Origin of the sequence: Actinotalea alkalitolerans, from assembly GCF_023369855.1 — a bacterium.
Taxonomy (GTDB): Bacteria; Actinomycetota; Actinomycetes; order Actinomycetales; family Cellulomonadaceae; genus Actinotalea.
This window is the reverse complement of the sequence record NZ_JAMBPP010000001.1, coordinates 248,272-265,719: the sequence shown is the minus strand read 5'-3', so window position 1 is coordinate 265,719 and position 17,448 is coordinate 248,272. Positions and strand designations below refer to the sequence as shown.

Below are 17,448 nucleotides of genomic sequence, written 5' to 3'. Positions count from 1 at the left end.
TATGAAGAGGTGCTAATATCTGCGTGTGAAGGAGAACGAGTCGGTCCGCGGCGCAGCAGAGCTCTTCAAGGCCCTGTCCTCCCCGGCGCGGCTGGCACTCCTGATCGAGCTCGAGCGCGGCCCCGCCTGCGTCCACGAGCTGGTGCAGCAGTCGGGGGCCTCGCAGTCACTGGTCTCGCAGCACCTGCGCGTCCTGCGGGGTGCCCAGCTGGTGCGCGGCGACCGGCGCGGCAAAGAGGTCGTCTACACGCTGATGGACACCCACATCAGCGCGCTGGTCGCCGACGCGCTCGCCCACGTCGGCGAACCTCCGCAGCCCGAGAACGTCCCGGTCGTCGATCCGGAGCATCACGAGCACGCCCTGTCAGAGCACCCCACGAGATAGAGGAGCACCGCGATGAGCGCCGCCACGCACCGTGTCCACACCGACCACACCCACACCCACGGCGAGGAGTGCGGGCACGCCACAGTCCCGCACGAGGGGCACGTGGACTTCCTGCACGAGGGCCACCTGCACCACGTCCACGAGGACCACGTCGACGAGCACGAGGGCGAGGTCCACGCCGTCCACGAGGCGCACGACCACGCCCACGGCCCCGACTGCGGGCACGAGACCGTCGAGCACGCCGGCCACACCGACTACGTCCACGACGGCCACCACCACTCCCAGCACGAGGACCACGTCGACGAGCACTGAGCCCAGCCTGCCCCGCGCCCGGCGCGAGGTCGCACATCTCCAGCGAGGACGCACGGACGCCTGTGCGTCCTCGCTGCACGTGTGCGTCCTCGGCTGCGAGCGGCGAGAGACCACGTGCTACCGCACGGCGACGAGGACCGTGCTGGGGCCGTCCTGCCAGACCACCCCGCAGTGGCGGAAGCCGCTCTCGCGGAGCAGGCGCGAGTGGGTTGCTGCGGACAGGGGGTGATCATCGGTGACCTGCGGCCGACGACGGCGCTCGTCGAGAAGATCCTGAAGGAGCGGCTCCGCTGCGACCGCGTCCCACCAGGAGCTCCAGGCCGTGGCCGCGTCCAGCGGCGGCTCCGCGTCGTACCTGGGCCGGCGTGACACGTCGCGCGCGAGGGTCTCCAGGACGGCGTCGTCGGCGGGGAGGTGGTCGGCGTTGACGAGCACACCGCCGGGTCGCACGAGGGCCGCCAGGTCGGTGTACACACCGAGCAGGTCGTCGGGCCGGAGGTAGTGCAGGGCCGTCGAGGACACGACGGCGTCGAGCGGGCGCGGGAGAGCACCGGTCCACCCGGGGGCCGCCACGACCCCCTCGACCAGGTCGACCTCTGGCGACGCCGCCCGCCCGAGCGCGAGCAGCAGCGGGTCGGTGTCGATGCCGATCACCCGGGCGCGGGGGATGCGGCGCGCCACGCGGAGCGCGAGCGAGCCGGGGCCGCAGCCGAGGTCGACCACGACCGGCGCCGGCCGTGCGGCGACGACCGTCGCGACCACCTCGGCGACGACCGCGAAGCGCTCCTCGCGGCCGACCGCGTACGCCTCCTGCTGCCGGTCCCAGGAAGCGACCCAGCCGACCGCGAGCTCCGGGTCGAGCCGACCGTTGCTCGTCGGCCCCGTCGAGCGCGCCGCGTCCGACCGGCTCCGAGTCACCGGGGGTCCCGACCTGCCGCGGGGGTGGCCCGCCCGGTGGGGAGCACCTCGGGGCGCTCGTCGGCCGTCCCGCCTCGCGGGGTCGCTGCGTCGTCGGGCTCGCGCGGGTGGGCCGGCGCTGGGCGGTCAGTCGTGGGAGCCCGCTCGGGTGCCGGCGTCGTGCTTCCTGCCCTGGTGGGCCCATCGGTACGCTCGCGCACCCGTCGCCGCGCCCGCACCGCCGACCAGACGACGAGCGCGAGGAGCACGAGGACCACCAGGGCGGCCCAGGGCACAGCCCAGATCACCGTGCCGGCCCGCACCTGCGGCACGGTGATCTCCTGGCCCGCTGAGGCGACGGGCTGCACGACGACGTCCACGGTCATGGGCCCGAGGGGTGCCACGGGCAGCTCGATCGTGCGGGAGACGGCCATCCCGGGGAACAGGTCGACCACAGGGTCTGCCTCGACGACGTGCGACCAGAGGCCGAAGGGAGCCTTCACCTCGACGGTGGGCACGGCGTCCAGACGCACGTTCCCGGTGTTCACCACGGTGTAGCTCACCACGGAGCTCCCGGGTCGAGCGGGGTTGACGACGTGCGCGTACGAGGCGGTGACCGACTCCACCGTCAGTCCCGGTTCGACCGGGCCGGCGACCCGCACGTACACGCGGGTACCGACCCTGGTCTGCACGTCGACCCCAGAGGTCTCGCCGGTGCCCTGGGTGTGCACCACCGCGACGATGCCTCCGGCGTAGTCCCCCGGCTCGACCTCCGACGGGATGATCATGCTGAACGGGACCAGGGCGGTGTCGCGGGGTGCGATCTCCAGGTTCTGGACAGGCAGGGTGAGCCAGCCGCCCACTGCGCTGCTGGGCTCGTCGGACGCGAGGACCGTGAAGCTCCCGTCCTCACCGCTCGCGGCGTCCGCCGCGTACACCTCGAGCTCGAGGGGCTCGGTGCCCACGTTCCGGATCGCCACGTGGTCGTCGTACTGGTGGCCCGGCTCCACGATGTACTCGAACCGGGCCCGGCCGTCCGGTCCCTCGCTGGTCGCGGGGGCGACCGACCACGAGGTCGGCGCCGGTTCGGGCGCGGCATCAGGGGGTGGCTCGGTCGCACCGATCCCCGCAGCGAGGGCGGCCGACAGCAGGACGAGGCCGGTGCGGGTCGTCAGCTCTGCTGCCGCGGTGCGCAGCATGCTGCGCCACCGGTGCCGGGTGAGGGGTGAACGGTGTCCGGGCATGGGGGTCTCCTCGGGCGCACCGTGGCCCCCCGGAGGTGATCCGGGGGGCCACGGCAGAGCGGGTCAGATGACGGTCAGGATGAGCATCCCGGTGTAGGTACCGGGCTCGAGCGTGGTCGGGGCCTCGAGCAGGAGCTCTGCACCGAGCTGAGTGGTGCCGCGCCCGGCACCCTCCGGCGCCTGACCGAGCACGCTCCAGGCACCCACGCCCGGGCCGCCGCTCAGCGTTCCCGCGACTGCGGGTCCGGCGGTGACGGACTGCCCCTCGCTCGCCTCGAGGACGCTGGGGGCCCACCCGAGGTGCGCACCCGTGAGGGTGGACCCGTCGATGGTGGTGAAGGCGCGGACCCGGCCCGAGGCCGACCAGCCCGGGTCGCCCGCCCGCGTGTCGGTCACCGTGATGGGCTTGAGCGCTCCCTCAGCGGCGAAGCGGTCGGCGGCGGGGGTGAGGGTCAGCTCACCCAGGTCGACCTCACGGTTCTCTGGGGCGACGCTCAGTGTGAGCGCACCGTCGACAGCGGGGAGCGTCGCAGTGATGGTCGGACCGTTGACCGGGTCGTTGCCGTGGTCGTCGACGGCGATCGTCACCGGGTCGGACTCGGTGAGCACGCTGTGGTCGTGGTCGTACAGGACGACCTTGACCTGAGAGCCATGGTCAGCCGTCCGCACCACGAAGCTGTAGGTGCCCGCCTCGGCACCGGGCACGACCGACCACTCCGCGGAGGCGTCCGCGCGGGTGAACCAGTGGTAGTGGTCGATGCCCGTGTCGGGCTCCTGGACCGCGGTCAGGGTGGCGATACCACCGGCGTGGTAGTGGTGCCCGAGACCCGTGATGCTCAGCACCGTCGGGTCGACGGGGTCGACCGGGTCGACCGGGTCGACCGGGTCACCGGGATCGGTGCCCGGGTCAGCGGCCGGCAGGTCCTCACCGACCAGCACGGTGTAGGTCGCCGGGGCGAGGGTCTCGGCCTCCCCGCCCGGGACGGTCACCGACGACGTCACCGTGATGAGGTACTCGCCGAGCTCGGTGAAGCCCCAGTTGACGTGCTCGTGGTTCGCCTCGCTCGTGAAGGCGGCCGGGGCGGACTCGTGCGACCCGAAGAAGGGCAGCGGGCCGTCCTCGGAGTTCTGCCAGGCGATGAGCTCACCAGCGCCCTCGAAGTCGGTGATCTGGTGGGTGATCGCGGTGCCGCTCGGCAGGGCCGAGGAGTAGCCGAAGCCCACGAACAGCTGGCCGAGCTGGCTGGTCTGCGGGAGCAGGTAGTAGGTCTCGCCCTGGGCCTTCATGCCCGGAAGGGTGGCGACGGTCGCGCTGACCGTCCGCGAGGCGACCGAGGGCTTGGCGTGCAGCACCAGCTCGGCCGGATCGAGGTTGCCCAGCTCGGTGTGCGTGATGGAGCGGTTCTGGCCGTCGATCACGTCGACGTACAGCAGGTCGAGGTGGCCGGTCGACATGACCGTCCTGCCCGCGTAGACGCTCTCCTCGACCGGTACCGCCTGCGCCGGAAGGGTGAGCGCCATCGTGGCAAGAGCCGCGAGGGCGCCGGAGACGCCTGCGCGCCTCCGTAGTGTCGTCAGTGCCATGTTGTTCCTCTCGGTGTGGTGGTGCGTGATCAACCTGTGGTGGTGGGGGAGGTGGTGGGGTTCGACCTGCGGCGCCGCGGCTCGCGCCCCACGGCGGACAGCCCTGCGAGGGCTGTTCCAGCGGCCAGCAGGACGCCGCTGACGATGCCGAGGTCGGTCAGCGACTGGTCGTCGAGGCCGGTCTGCGCCAGGGCGCGGCCGGTCAGCGCCGGGTCGAGCTCGCACTCCTGCCCGTCCGCGGTCCGTCCCTCGTACCGGGTCACGGTCGTCGACTGGACGGCGGTGGTGGGGTCGACGTCGCCGACCGCGAAGGCGAGGACCGCACTGCCCGTCAGCGCGGCGCCGTCCACCGTGCCCGAGAAGCCGATGGTGACCCGGTAGGCCCCCTCGGCGGTGAAGGCCCAGATCCCGTGGACGTGCGCGCCTGCCGCACCGACGGGGACGGCGGTCGAACGGGGGAAGCCCTCGACGCTCCCGAAGTACCGCTCCCCGACGCCTCCGAAGGTGTCCAGGGAGTAGACGGCGAGGTCTCCGGGACCGTCGACGGACTCGAGCGTCATCGTGATGGGCCCCGCTGTCCGTCCCGCGATCGTCGGGTGCTGGGTGTTCCACCCGAGCCAGGGGATGCCCGAACGTTGCGCGAGGGGGATCGTCCAGACGTGTCCCGTCCCGAGGAACGCGAAGTCCCCGCCGGTGGGGACGGGTGTCCTGGAGGTCCCGTCGAGGTGCAGCACCAGCTCTTCGGGTGATCGCCACACGGGTGTCCCGGACCGGTCGTCCTTGACCGCCGCGACCAGGCGGCCGTCGCGGACGGTCGGCCCCAGGTCGAGGTGCCCGTCGGTGACGATGTCGACGTTGCCCGCGTCGACCGTCTCGGTGACCGGCGTCGGCAGGCACGCCGGTGCTGCGTCCGCGTCGACGCCCTGCGGAGCCTGGAGGGGGCTCGGCGAGGGCGTGCTCTCCACGGAGGATGGCGGATCCGTCGAGGTCGGTGACGGAGACAGCGGCGCGGGCGACGGTGCGGGGGACGGAGCCGGTGAGGACGCGACACGGATCACGACCGGAGGGGTCTGGCCCAGGGGCCCGCCGTCGGCGTCCTGGAGGTCGACGACCACACGGGCGCCGTCGAGGTCGTCGGTGGCGAGCATCGACAGGGTCCAGCCGGTGTGCTGCTCGGGTTCGCCTGCCCCGACGCGGTGCACGGCCCACCGTGCACCGTGGGGGGCCAGGGAGTCGTGACCTTCGAGTGCCAGCTCGACCTGCTCGCCGGGCTGGTACTGCTGGCGCAGCCCGGTGACCTGCGGTGCCGTGGCCGTGAGCGGGTTGGTCACCCCGGGGGAGGTCGCGCCCGCCACGAGCTGGGGATCGTTGGGGACGAACCTCGCGACGAGCTGCCCGCCGCCCGGGACGGTCGCCGTCAGATGGGCGCGCCCCGCCGATGCCGGGGTGTCTCCCAGCGGCGTCTCGACGCCTCCGCCGACGTGCAGCAGCTCGACCCGACCTTCGGGCGCCGTCGCCTGCTCCGCCCCTGCCCAGCGGACCTGGGCACTCATGCTGACCCGTCCCTCGTCGGCTGCCTGCGCGTCGAGGGAGACGGAGGTCGTGAGTGCGGGGAGGGACGTCCCTCCGACCGCGAAGACGTAGGTGCGTGGCGGTGCTGACAGTGCCGCGCCCTGGGGGGTTCGGGCCGAGGCGCTGACAGTGACCCTGTAGATGCCGGGGGCGGTGAACACCCAGCTGGCGTGCGCGTGGGTGTTCGCGGGCACCGCCAGGCTCCGCAGCGTGCTGTCGCGGCTGCTGAAGAGACGACGCGGGCCGTCGAGGCCGCTCTCGTACACCTCGACCGCGCCCGGTCCGCTGACCTGCTCCCAGGTCAGGGTGACCGGTCCGTCGACCGCTGAGGGCGGAACGCTCTCGGTGTTCCACCCGGCCCAGAGCACGCCGGACGTGTAGGCCTGCGGGATCACGTGCACCGGGCTGCCCGGCGCCACCCCGAGGAAGGTGAAGGCGCTGCCGCTCGGCGCGGCTCGCAGCGCGGAGTCGGTGACGTGGAAGACGACAGCGTCGGGGTCGAGCCGGACTCCACGACTCGACCCGAGGTCCGCCTTGGTGGCGAGGCTCAGGGCGCCCTTGTCGAGGAAGACCGAGATGGCGTCGGTGTGCTCGGTGGCGAGCACCTGTCGCGCGGCAGCGGTGGGGCCGGTACCCGTCGGCGCCGCGTGTGACAGGGCCATGGCCTCGGTCGCCACGCCCAGGGCGAGCAGCAGTGCTGCGGCCCCGGCGAGGGCGCGGCGTCGCCGGCGGGTGGTGTCGATCCGGGCATGTGGCGGGGAGATTGACGACGAGGGGAGCGGAGCGGACAAAGGGGACGTCTCGAGCACGGGACGATACTAGGAATCATTCTCAACAAAGTCCAGCTGGCCCGTCCGCTCTGAACGTCCCGCGTCCCACGTCCCCCGAGACCGGCGGTCAGCCGTCCGCCGGCGGGCGTTCCATGAGCCACAGGCGCGGCAGCACCCCACTGCCGGTGAGCTCCGTGGTGGTCCGGAAGTCGAACCGCTCGTAGATCGGCGGGTTCGCGGGGTCGTACGTCTCGAGCCACACGCCGACGGCGTCCTCGTCGGCGCGACGCAGCACCCGGTCGAGCAGCCGGCGGGCCACCCCGCGCCCCTGGACGCGGGGGTCGGTCGCCAGGAACGCCAGGTGCCAGGCGCCGGACTGGTGGAGCGCCTTCATGGCGGCCGCCCTCGCCCGCAGGTAGCGGACCGTGAGACGCGGGTGACGCAGCCCCACCCGCAGCGCTCGGAGGGCGGCGGACGCTGGGATCGCCTCGGCCGACCGGACGGCCACGCCCGGCGGCAGCCAGACCGCGATCCCGCACAGCGTCCCGTCGTGGTAGGCGCCGAAGACGTGCCGGTGGGGGATCGCACGCTCGATCTGGCGGCGTCCCCCACGCTCGAGGAACCGGCGACGCTGGTCGTCGTCCGGGAGCATGAGGCGGGACATCGGGTCGCTGTCGAAGGCGACGGCGAACATCCGCGCCGCCACCGGGAGGTCTTCGCGGGCGAGACGTCGCACCTCCACCGGCAGACGGTCGTGCTGAGGCCCGGTCGGGCGGGTTGCAGGTGTCGACGGCGTCATCGGTGCCTCCCTCGGTTCCCGTACTCCCAGCATCGGAACGGTGCCCACCACCGGGCAAGGACCGTTCGTCCCACGTGACGCCGGCCAGAGCGGGTGGAGTGCCGATCACCAGCACCGACGGCGGACTGCGTGCGGAGTGCCTGGTCCGGTCGGCGGATCCCTCAGCGACGCCCTCACCCACCGACCGGCCAGGGCGAGGTCGCACGTCTGCAGCGAGATCGCACGATCGCCTGGGCGTTCTCACGGTGGATGTGCGTCCTCGGCGGCGGGCCGGGAGAGCCGCCCTGGGCTCGGGTGGGACGATGGTGTTCTGCAGCGCTGGCGTCGAAGCCTTCGGGGAGCTGTCGTGGGACGTGGTCGGGGTCTCGTGCTCGGTCTCGTGGTGCTCGTCGGCCTCGTGGCGACCGGGTGCGGGCCCGGGGACGAGCCGTCGTCCGGACCGGGGGTCGATCCGGGTCCGACGCAGCCAGGGCCTGCGCCAGAGCCGAACCTCCCGGAACCGACGCCCACGCCGACCGAGCAGGTCCCCGCGCCGCCGTCGGCCGAGAGCGCCCTGACCCGAGCGGTCTGGGTCCACCTGTTCGACGACTCCCTGAAGACCAGGGAGGCCATCCGGGGGGTCGTCGCCGACCTGGTGTCCGCGGGCGCGACGGCGGTCGTGGCCGAGGTGGTCCGGCGTCACGACGCGTACTACCGCTCCGAGGTCCTCCCGCGCACCGCGGACCCCGCCCTCGAACCGGGTCTCGACGTCCTGGAGGCCCTGCTCGAGGAGGGGCACGCGGCCGGTCTCGAGGTCCACGCGTGGGTGCCGGTCGCGCCTACCTGGCACGCGTCGTACGCGGACCTGCCCGCCCCGGACGGCTGGGTGACCGCCGATCACGGGGTCTCGGCCCCGGAGGCCGACCGGTGGGTGACCCGCACCGTCGACGGGACGTGGGACGAGTACCTCGACCCGGCGCTGCCCGAGGTCCGCGAGCATCTCGCGGAGGTCGTCGGTGAGATCGCCTCCCGGTACGCGGTCGACGGGATCCACCTGGACTACGTGCGCTACGCCTCCGAGCGGCACGGCTACCACCCGAGGGCGATCGCCCTGTACCAGGCGCAGACGGGTGCGATCGAGGTCCCCGAGCCGCAGGACCCGTCGTGGTCGCAGTGGCGTCGTGAGCAGGTCGACGCGCTGCTGCTGGCCGCCCGGGATGCGATCCGGGCCGGCGAGAGGTCACCGCTGCTCTCGGCCGCTGTGATCAGCTGGGGGGAGGGCCCTGGTGGCGCGGGGACGGCGTCGTTCGCCGACACCCGCGCGTACCGCGAGGCGCTCCAGGACTGGGAGGGCTGGGCGCGGAGCGGCCTGGTGGACGTGCTGATGCCGATGAACTACTTCCGCGAGGCGGAGCCGGACCAGGCGGCGTGGCTGCGGACATGGCTGACCTACCAGGTGCAGCTCGGGGGCCGGACGGGCACGCGCATCGTCCCGGGTGTCGCCGGGTACCTGAACAGCCCCACCGATGCCCTCACGCAGGTCCGACTGGCCGTGCAGCACGGCGGCGCGGTGGCCATGTACTCCTACCAGGGCTCGACTGCCGAGCCCGGCCGGGCGTTGTGGGGCGACCTCGCGGTGACCGGCTGGGGCGAGGTCTCAGCCGGTGTCGGCGCCGGGTGAGCGGCGCACGAGGAGCGGGCGGGCCACTCTCGGACGAGACTGCAGGCATGGTCCATGACGAGATCGAGCGCGAGATCAAGCTCGAGGCCCCGGCCGATGCCGTCCCGGTACCCGACCTCAGCGGGTTGCCGGGAGTGGCCGACGTCCGGACCGAGAGCCACCACCTGGTCGCAACCTACTTCGACACCGCGGACCTCGCGCTCGTCGCGACCGGGGCCACCCTGCGCCGGCGGACCGGTGGCCCCGACGAGGGCTGGCACCTCAAACGACCCACCGGTGACGGTGCCCGCGCCGAGACCCGCCTCCCGCTCGGTCGGGCCGTGCGGACGGTACCGGCCACGCTGCGCGCGCAGGTGCGTGCGGTCGTGCGCAACCGGCCGCTCGTCGCGGTGGCGACCGTGGTGAACGAGCGGGTCGTGCACCTGCTCCTCGATGCGCAGGGACGCGTCCTCGCGGAGGTCTGCGACGACCACGTGACGGGCACGACCCTGGACGGGATCGAGGGGTCTGCGGCGTCGGACGTGTCGGAGGACTCTGCCGGTTCGCGGGGGTCGGACAGGCACCGGCAGCTGACCTGGCGCGAGTGGGAGGTCGAGCTGCGCGACGGTGACCCGAGCATCCTCGAGACCGCGGGGTCGCTGCTCACCGGGGCCGGCGCCGTCCCGGCGTCGTCGGCGTCGAAGCTCGATCACGTGCTGGCGACCGAGGTCCCCGCGGGGCCGCGTCCAGGCCTGGGCCGACGACGTGCCGGGGCGGTCGTGTGGTCGCACCTGGCCGAGCAGGTCACGGCGCTCACGGACCGCGACCCCGAGGTCCGTGCCGACCAGCCGGACGCGGTCCACCAGATGCGGGTCGCGTCGCGACGGCTCCGCAGCGCGCTCAGGACGTTCCGGCCGTTGCTCGACCGGTCCGTCACCGATCCGCTGCGTGCCGACCTCAAGGAGCTGGGCGAGGTGCTCGGACGAGCCCGGGACGCCGAGGTGATGCGTGACCGGCTCGCGGCGAGCCTCGCGGAGCAGGACGTCGAGCTCGTGATCGGGCCTGTGCGGCGCAGGCTCCGGTCGGAGCTGGACGACCGCTACCGGCAGGCGCTCCGCGACGTCGTCGCGTACCTCGACACGGAGCACTACCTGAGTCTCCTCGACCAGCTCGACCACCTCGTGGACTCGCCGCCCTGGACCGACCTGGCCCGCAAGAGGGCCGACGCCGTCCTGCCGCGCCGGGTCGAGAAGGCGTACCGGGACCTCGCCGACCTGTCTGCACGTGCTCGCCGGTGGCCTCCGGGCCCGGAGCGTGACGCCGCCCTGCACGAGTGCCGCAAGGCGGCCAAGCGCACCCGCTACGCGTCCGAGGTCCTCGTCGCGGTCGCGGGGCGGCCGGCCACGCGCTTCGCAGCCGCGATGGAGGAGGTCCAGGACGCCCTCGGTGAGCACCACGACAGCGTCGTCGCCCAGGCGCTGACCCGCGAGATCGGCGTCCGCGCACATCTGGACGGCGAGAACGCGTTCACCTGGGGACTCCTGCATGCTCTCGAGGGTCGACGTCGCCGAGACGCCGACGCCGCGTTCGAGCGGGCTTGGCGGGCGGCGTCGCGCAAGAAGCTGCGGCGCTGGATGTGAACGCGGGCGCCGTCGCCGCCTCCTGCCGAGCGGACCCGCGTCGTCGTGAGTGATGCCCAACCAGTGCGCGTCGCGAGGTCGCACATCCGCATCGAGGTCGTACGGTCACCGGTGCGTCTTGGATGCGGATGTGCGACCTCGGCGGAGTCGGCCTAGGGCGTCAGGCGGCTGCGGAGGACGGAGACGCCTGGTCCGTCGAGCTCGTCGAGGTACGCCTCGCGGCCGGCCATGGCCATGACCAGGGCAAGGCTCGAGCCGGTGACCGGTGCGCCCGAGCCTGCCGCGAACGGGCCGTCGTCCGCGCGTAGCTCCAGGCCGGCGACGTGCGTGCGGCTGTTCACGGTGAAGTCGCGTCGGGCGAAGAAGTCCGCCACGGCGGTCAGTGCCTCGACCCCGGGTGAGCGGGTCAGCCCCAGCGGACGGCGGATGTCCTGGGCGTGCACGACGACCTCGCCCAGGTAGGCCGGGGTGTGGCTCGAGGGTGCCGTGGTGCTCTCGACGACGGCGTGGAAGCGGTCCAGGGTCTCGGCGGGCGTCCGGCCGCGGTGCTCGGCCAGGCGTCGCCGGTTGTGCACCTCAGGGCGGAACCGCGCACCGAGCATGCTGCGCAGCCACTGCCACTGGTCCAGGCTGGCTGCCGCGACGAGGTGGGCCACGACCTCTTCGACGTCCCACTCCCCGCACAGGGTGCTGTGCCGCCACTGCTCGGCGCTGAGGGTCGACAGGTCCTCGGCAAGTGCGGCCCGTTCGGCATGGGCGAGGACCCACAGGTCGGCGTCGGACTGCTTCCTCCTGTCGGCGCGCGGGCTCATCGCTCCCCCTCCTCGTGAGCGCCCGCACGGCCCTGCGCGGCGTCGGCGAGCCGGTCTGCTGCGCTCCCGCGGAGCCGCTCGCGGTCCACGGGGCGCCCGGAGACCGCGAGGAGCAGGTCGAGGGACTCGGCCTCGACGGCGTCCCCGGTGCCCCAGGTGACACCCGTCCGGCGGTCGACCAGCTGGAGGCCTGCCGCGCGCTCGCGGCCCCCGCCGAAGGAGACCGGGGTCTTGAGCTGGTGCGTCAGGGCCTGTGCGACCGCGTCGTCCGGGTAGGACCCGGTGATCCCCAGGGGTCGGCGGATGTCCTCGCCGTGCACGATGGCCTCCACCAGGCGGGTGGCGAGGGCGGCAGGCGGTGTCCGGGTGAGGTCGGCGACCCGGGTGAGCGCGGCGAGGGTGTCGAGCGGGTCCGCCCGCCGCTCCCGGGTGACACCGCGGGCGTTCGCGCGGTCGAAGTCCATCCGGGCGCTCAGCAGCTCACGGACGAAGGTCAGTCGACCGGTTCTCGCCGTGTCGACCAGGTGAGCCAGGACGTCGTGGACATCCCATCCGGGGCAGAGCGACGGTGTGCGCCACTGCTCGGGTCGCGCCCCGGAGAGGTCTGCGAGCAGACGACGTCTCTCGTCGTGGACGGTGTGCCAGATCTCTGCCGCGGAGGTGCGCATGCCGGCTCTCTCTCGGTCGGACGACGTCGTTCACTACTGATTTCGTAGTGAAAACTACGGCATCAGTAGTACGATCTGTCAATGGCCCCTCGACGGTCGTACGGGTCGTACGACGACGGCTGCGCAGCCGCCCACGCCCTCGACCTCGTCGGCGAGCGCTGGACGATGATCGTCGTGAGGGAGCTGCTGCTGGGCCCCAAGCGGTTCTCCGACATCCAGCGGGACGTGATCGGGATCGGGCCCGCCGTCCTGACACAGCGCCTGCACGACCTGGAGCGCTACGGGATCGCCCGCCGACGCCGGCTTCCGGCACCGGGCCGCGTCGACGTGTACGAGCTCACCGAGTGGGGCCATGCGCTCGAGGCGGTCAACACCGCGCTGTCCCGATGGGCGGTGGCCTCACCGGCCCTGCCACGCGAGGCGGGCATGAGCCCCGACACGGTGGTCCTTGCGATGCGTGCGCACGCGCGGCCGGTCCCCGGGTGCGCCGACGAGCGACGGGTCGTGCTCCGTCTGACGGACTCGCGGCACGAGAACGCCCAGCCGGTGACCTACCTGGCCCGGGTGTCCGAGCGCGCCACCGAGGTCGGAAGATCGCCCGAGGCCGTCGTGGCACACGCCGAGGTCCGGGCCTCGACCGCCGACTGGAAGGCGTGCGTGATCGGCGGCGTCGCCCTCGAGCGGCTCCCGGAGGTGCACGTGTCGGGCGACGTCGACGCGGTGCGCGCGCTGCTCGACGCGACGTCGCTCGAGGGCCCCTCGCGCGACGGGTGAGCGCTGCCGACCCTCGCGAGATCGCACACCCGCAGCGAGATCGCACGATCACCAGTGCGTCCTCGCAGCAGATGTGCGACCGGGGCCGGGTCCTCAGTCGGTCGCCGTGAGCCGCAGGGTCTCCAGGCGACGCACGGCCAGGACCACGGCACCGACGGTCGTCGCCGCCAGCAGGCCGAGGGCTGCGGTCTGGCCGACGGCGGACAGCACGCCCCACACGTAGGCGTAGTCACCCAGGATCGACTCGGCGGTCGCCAGTGCCCACTGCCGCACGCTGACGTTGCGGATGCCGGGGACGTAGCCACCCAGCACGGTCTCCCAGAGCAGCGCGTAGAGCAGCCCGATGATCACCGCGTTGCGCGTCACCACGGACAGCGCGACGAAGAGCGAGGTGTAGGTCAGGGCGGCGAGCGTCGCGGCGACCCCGTACGCCAGGCCGAGCCGACCGCCGTCGTCCCCGGCGATCTCGACCGCCGCCACGAGCGGGAGCACCGCGAACACGAACGCAGCGCCCCAGGCGACGGCGAGCTTGGACAGGATGATCGTGCGGCGTGGCAGCGGCTTGGCGAGCAGGTAGACGATCGACCCGTCGTCGATCTCCGAACCGATCACCCCGGTGCCGATGAGCAGGCACATGAGCGGCAGCAGGGTGCCGAACGCGAAGTTCTCGGTCAGGCCCACGGTGGCGAACACGTCGGCCCCCGAGGCCCAGCGGACGATGCCCGCGAGCACGAGCAGCAACGCCGGGAGCACGAGCAGCAGCAGCGCCCGACGTCGCCCGAGCAGGCCTCGCAGCGTCAGCTGCATCACGACGGCGTTCATCGGGCCACCAGGTAGGCGAAGACGCTCTCGAGGGACTCGTCGGCCGGGGAGACCTCGAGCAGCCGCACCCCGTTGTCCCGGGCGAGCCGGGGCAGCGCGTGGACGAACCTGCCGACGTCGGGCGCCCGGACGGCCAGGCTCCCACCGCTCAGGTCGACGGTGTCGGCGGCGCCGTCGGCGACGATCGCCGCAGCCAGCCGCCGGTCGTCGCTCGAGGCGATCGTGTACTGGTGCGGTCGCTCGGTCATCAGCCGCCGGATCCGGCGGAAGTCGCCCGACGCCGCGTGCCGGCCCGCCACGAGCACCTCGATGGTGCCGGCGATCTCCTCGACCTCCTCGAGGATGTGGCTGCTGAACAGCACGGTCCGGCCCTCCTGCCCGAGCCGGCGCAGCAGGTCCATGAGGTGCAGGCGCTGGCGGGGGTCCATCCCGTTGAACGGCTCGTCGAGCAGGAGCACGGACGGGTCGTGCACCAGGGCGGTGGCCATCTTGACCCGCTGCTTCATGCCCTTGGAGTAGGTCGCGATCTCGCGGTCCTTGGCGTCCATCATCTCGACCGTCTCGAGTGCCCGGCGGGCCGCCGCGGCGGGGTCGGGCAGCCCGTGCAGCCGGGCGTTGGCGACCACGAACTGCCAGCCGGTGACCATGTCGTACATCGCCTCGGTCTCGGGGACGAGGCCGATCGCGCGGTAGATGTCGGGGTGGCGCCACACCGCGGTGCCGTCGAGGGTCACCGTGCCGGCCGAGGGCGCGAGGAACCCGCCCATCATCGCGATGAGCGTGGACTTGCCGGCGCCGTTCGGGCCGAGCAGGCCGGTGATCCCGGGGCCGACGGTCATCGTCACGTCGTTGGCGGCGACCACGTTGCCGTACCAGCGCGAGACGCCGTCCAGGACGAGGGTGCTCACACCACACCCACCTTCCGGTAGCGGCGGATCAGCAGGGCGAGGCAGCCCGCGACGACGGCAGCGGTGACCACGAGGAAGGTGAGGCCACCGAGCACACCGGGTGGGACGTCATGACCACGGGCGGACTCGGCGCCGAGCAGCCGCACCGCGATCCCGTCGACGAGGTTGAACGGGTCCAGAGCGGGCAGGTACGCCGCTGCCGTGGTGAGCCCACGGTCCTGCGCGACCGCGGTGAGCATCTCGGCCACCCCGCTCACCACCACGAGGATCGTGATGATCGCGGCGACGCCGAACCCGCGCCGCGGTGTGAACGCCGCCACGACCAGGGTGATCGCACTGAGCAGGACGGCCAGCACCACCGAGACGAGCAGGCCCGACGCCCACCCGACGAGCTGGGCCCCGACCGGGAGCTTGGCCAGCAGCGCGCCGATGAGCAGCAGGGTCTGGGCCAGGGCCAGCACGCCGAGCACCGCGAGGGCCAGGCCGGCGAACTTGGCGAGCACGTAGTCGGTGCGCATCATCGGCCGGGACAGGTACAGCGGCATGACGCCGTGGCGCAGGTCCCGGGACACGCAGTACGGCGCGGCGCCCGCGACGAAGAGGGACACGACGAGCTGCAGCGCGTTGGGGTACTGGGTGTAGGTGACGGGCAGCTCGTCCCCTCCGATCAGCAGGATCGACAGCGCGATGATCAGCGGCGGGATCAGGAGGATGCCGATCAGCGACCAGGGCATGACCTTGGACCGGGCGGGTCGGCCCAGGCCGAAGCACCCGCGCACCGTCTCGACCAGGAGGGAGCGCACCACCCAGGCGCGGCCCAGGCGGGGCCCGTCGTAGTGGCGGAAGCCGATGTCGTGGATGACGTCGTCGCCCGGTCCGGCTGCGGCAGGCCCGGGCGTGGCGACGGGTTCAGTGGCGGGCACGCTCGCCCTCCGTCCGGTCGCTGAAGATCTCGGTGAGGTGGTGCCGGCGGCGCTGCATGCGCACCAGCCCGACCTCGAGGTCGGCGGCGCCGGCCTGGAGCGTGTCGAGCACGCTCTCGTCGGCGAGCTCGACGGTGAAGGAGTCCGCCGAGCCGCTCGCCACCACCTGCGCCCCGGCGGCCCGCAGCAGCGCGGCGAGCTCGGGCCCGCGGTCGGTGACCTCGACCAGCAGCACGCCGCTGTACCCGGTGGCGTCCGCCGTCGAGGTCGACCGCTGCAGCACGCCGCTCTCGATGACCACGACGTGGTCGGCGATGCGCTCGAGCTCGCCGAGGAGGTGGGAGGTCACCACCACGGCGATCGAGAACTCGGTGCTGATCCGCTGGATCAGGGCGAGCATCTCGTCGCGTCCGGCCGGGTCCAGACCGTTGGTCGGTTCGTCGAGCAGCACCAGCCGGGGGTCGTGCACGAGCGCCTGGGCGAGCTTGACCCGCTGCTTCATGCCGGTGGAGTAGCCGCCGATGGGCCGGTAGCGCTCCTCGTACAGGCCGACGTGGCGCAGCGTGTCGGCGGTGCGCTCGCGGGCGACCGCCGTCGGCAGCCCGGACATGCGCGCCAGGTGCACGATGAGCTCGGTGGCCGAGACGTCGGGCGGCAGGCAGTCGCTCTCGGGCATGTAGCCCACGAGGCCGCGGATCTCCAGGCCGTCGGTCGCGCAGTCCAGGCCGAGCACCTCGGCGCGTCCCGAGGTGGCGGGCAGCAGGCCCAGCAGGATCTTGATCAGGGTCGACTTGCCGGCGCCGTTGGCCCCGACCAGCCCGACGACGCCCTGCGGCATCGCGACGGTGAGGTCGGCGAGCGCGGTGACCGGTCCGAAGGTGCGCGTCAGCCCCTCGACCTGGACGGACGGCACCGCTGCGCTGTCCGTCTGGCTGGTGACCATGAGGACGATCCTGGTGGCTCCGAGGTGCCCGGCGCCATGGGTTACCACCCTGAGATCACCCTGAGGTCCGCCGTCGGCCCGCGCGAGGTCGCACATCTGCAGCGACGTCGCACGATGGCCGGTGCGTCCTCGGTGCAGATGTGCGTTCTGGGCGGAGGGGGCGGTGGCGGGTCACCCCGTCCTCGGGGTGCTCTCGCGGGGCAGGGCCGTAGGGTGCTGCTCCGCGACGCCGGTCCACTCGAACGAGGCCGCCCGCGCCGTGCCGTGCGCGGGGTCGAGCTCGGCGTCCGACACCACCAGGACCGCCGACGCGCGAGCCCACGCCCGTCGCGGGGAGAACCCGCGCAGCCGGCCCGCCGCCTCGAGCGCGGGGGACAGGAAGAACCGGGCGAACGTGTGCATGAGCACGGCGTTCGGCACGCCCAGACGGGCCGCGGCGAGGGATGCTGCCGGGATCATGGCGTCGACCATGACGACGTCGGCGGGGCGGGTGGCGAGCGTCTCGGCCAGGTCGCGGCCGTAGGCGCGGTCGCCGACCATCGCCAGGAAGTCCACCGCGGCGCGGGTCGACGGTCGAGGCTGCTGGCCCGACCAGGGCCGGGGACGGCGGTAGGCGACGTGCTCGAGCCCGGCCGCCGTGACGTCGGGCCCCTGGCGCGTGGTGGCCAGGACGCGCACCGCGTCACGGCGTCGAGGACCTGATGTTCCGCAGCACGCGCATGCCGCCCATGCTGCCGGACGACGTAGACCCCGGGA

General features: G+C 73.1%; 17 protein-coding genes. 5 read left to right on the top strand and 12 right to left on the bottom strand.

Going from position 1 to position 17,448, the window contains the following annotated elements:
• Positions 1 to 25: 25 nt before the first annotated feature.
• Positions 26 to 385 carry an ArsR/SmtB family transcription factor gene (locus M1R94_RS01290; protein WP_249379851.1) on the top strand — a complete coding sequence of 120 codons (360 nt, stop codon included), beginning with the start codon at positions 26 to 28 and terminating at the stop codon, positions 383 to 385.
• Between the two features lie 12 nt (positions 386 to 397).
• The gene (locus tag M1R94_RS01285) at positions 398 to 697 is read left to right on the top strand and encodes a hypothetical protein (protein WP_249379850.1); all 300 of its coding nucleotides are present in this window, start codon (positions 398 to 400) and stop codon (positions 695 to 697) included.
• A 117-nt stretch (positions 698 to 814) separates the two neighbouring features.
• Here the strand turns inward: M1R94_RS01285 and M1R94_RS01280 are convergent, their stop codons facing one another.
• The 5 genes from M1R94_RS01280 to M1R94_RS01260 all read right to left on the bottom strand — a co-directional run bounded on the left by M1R94_RS01280 (position 815) and on the right by M1R94_RS01260 (position 7,506).
• The gene (locus M1R94_RS01280) at positions 815 to 1,615 is read right to left on the bottom strand and encodes a class I SAM-dependent methyltransferase (protein WP_249379849.1); all 801 of its coding nucleotides are present in this window, start codon (positions 1,613 to 1,615) and stop codon (positions 815 to 817) included.
• Positions 1,612 to 2,838 carry a COG1470 family protein gene (locus M1R94_RS01275; protein WP_249379848.1) on the bottom strand — a complete coding sequence of 409 codons (1,227 nt, stop codon included), beginning with the start codon at positions 2,836 to 2,838 and terminating at the stop codon, positions 1,612 to 1,614. The genes M1R94_RS01280 and M1R94_RS01275 overlap by 4 nt, the downstream gene beginning before the upstream one ends.
• A 63-nt stretch (positions 2,839 to 2,901) precedes the next feature.
• Entirely contained in the window at positions 2,902 to 4,422 is a 1,521-nt protein-coding gene (locus M1R94_RS01270; protein ID WP_249379847.1) for a choice-of-anchor M domain-containing protein, read from the bottom strand.
• A 29-nt stretch (positions 4,423 to 4,451) separates the two neighbouring features.
• Positions 4,452 to 6,803: a TIGR03773 family transporter-associated surface protein gene (locus tag M1R94_RS01265; RefSeq protein WP_249379846.1), complete on the bottom strand. Its 2,352-nt coding sequence runs from the start codon at positions 6,801 to 6,803 to the stop codon at positions 4,452 to 4,454.
• A gap of 88 nt (positions 6,804 to 6,891) precedes the next feature.
• Complete coding sequence (locus M1R94_RS01260; RefSeq protein ID WP_249379845.1) at positions 6,892 to 7,506, bottom strand: GNAT family N-acetyltransferase; 615 nt, start codon at positions 7,504 to 7,506, stop codon at positions 6,892 to 6,894.
• Positions 7,507 to 7,909: 403 nt separating this feature from the next.
• On the opposite strand from M1R94_RS01260, the gene M1R94_RS01255 reads away from it, so the two are divergent.
• Positions 7,910 to 9,223, top strand: a complete 1,314-nt coding sequence (locus tag M1R94_RS01255; RefSeq protein WP_249379844.1) for a glycoside hydrolase family 10-like protein — start codon at positions 7,910 to 7,912, stop codon at positions 9,221 to 9,223.
• A 47-nt stretch (positions 9,224 to 9,270) separates the two neighbouring features.
• Positions 9,271 to 10,842, top strand: coding sequence for a CYTH and CHAD domain-containing protein (locus M1R94_RS01250; protein WP_249379843.1), 1,572 nt, complete (start codon positions 9,271 to 9,273; stop codon positions 10,840 to 10,842).
• A gap of 152 nt (positions 10,843 to 10,994) precedes the next feature.
• On the opposite strand, the gene M1R94_RS01245 is transcribed toward M1R94_RS01250, so the two are convergent.
• Complete coding sequence (locus M1R94_RS01245; protein ID WP_249379842.1) at positions 10,995 to 11,654, bottom strand: maleylpyruvate isomerase family mycothiol-dependent enzyme; 660 nt, start codon at positions 11,652 to 11,654, stop codon at positions 10,995 to 10,997.
• A complete protein-coding gene (locus M1R94_RS01240) occupies positions 11,651 to 12,322 on the bottom strand; it encodes a maleylpyruvate isomerase family mycothiol-dependent enzyme (RefSeq protein ID WP_249379841.1) in 672 nt (223 codons plus the stop codon). The genes M1R94_RS01245 and M1R94_RS01240 overlap by 4 nt, the downstream gene beginning before the upstream one ends.
• A gap of 81 nt (positions 12,323 to 12,403) precedes the next feature.
• On the opposite strand from M1R94_RS01240, the gene M1R94_RS01235 reads away from it, so the two are divergent.
• Positions 12,404 to 13,096: a winged helix-turn-helix transcriptional regulator gene (locus M1R94_RS01235; RefSeq protein ID WP_249379840.1), complete on the top strand. Its 693-nt coding sequence runs from the start codon at positions 12,404 to 12,406 to the stop codon at positions 13,094 to 13,096.
• Positions 13,097 to 13,189: 93 nt separating this feature from the next.
• Here the strand turns inward: M1R94_RS01235 and M1R94_RS01230 are convergent, their stop codons facing one another.
• The 5 genes from M1R94_RS01230 to M1R94_RS01210 all read right to left on the bottom strand — a co-directional run bounded on the left by M1R94_RS01230 (position 13,190) and on the right by M1R94_RS01210 (position 17,370).
• On the bottom strand, positions 13,190 to 13,918 hold the full coding sequence (locus M1R94_RS01230) for an ABC transporter permease subunit (protein ID WP_249379839.1): 729 nt from the start codon (positions 13,916 to 13,918) through the stop codon (positions 13,190 to 13,192).
• The gene (locus tag M1R94_RS01225; protein ID WP_249379838.1) at positions 13,915 to 14,826 is read right to left on the bottom strand and encodes an ABC transporter ATP-binding protein; all 912 of its coding nucleotides are present in this window, start codon (positions 14,824 to 14,826) and stop codon (positions 13,915 to 13,917) included. Before M1R94_RS01225 ends, M1R94_RS01230 begins: the two co-directional genes overlap by 4 nt.
• Complete coding sequence (locus M1R94_RS01220) at positions 14,823 to 15,749, bottom strand: ABC transporter permease (RefSeq protein ID WP_249379837.1); 927 nt, start codon at positions 15,747 to 15,749, stop codon at positions 14,823 to 14,825. The genes M1R94_RS01225 and M1R94_RS01220 overlap by 4 nt, the downstream gene beginning before the upstream one ends.
• Positions 15,736 to 16,692 (bottom strand): ABC transporter ATP-binding protein, encoded by a 957-nt coding sequence (locus tag M1R94_RS01215; protein ID WP_249379836.1) that lies wholly within the window; start codon positions 16,690 to 16,692, stop codon positions 15,736 to 15,738. Before M1R94_RS01215 ends, M1R94_RS01220 begins: the two co-directional genes overlap by 14 nt.
• Before the next feature lie 171 nt (positions 16,693 to 16,863).
• Entirely contained in the window at positions 16,864 to 17,370 is a 507-nt protein-coding gene (locus tag M1R94_RS01210; protein ID WP_249379835.1) for a glycosyltransferase family protein, read from the bottom strand.
• Between the last annotated feature and the right edge of the window lie 78 nt (positions 17,371 to 17,448).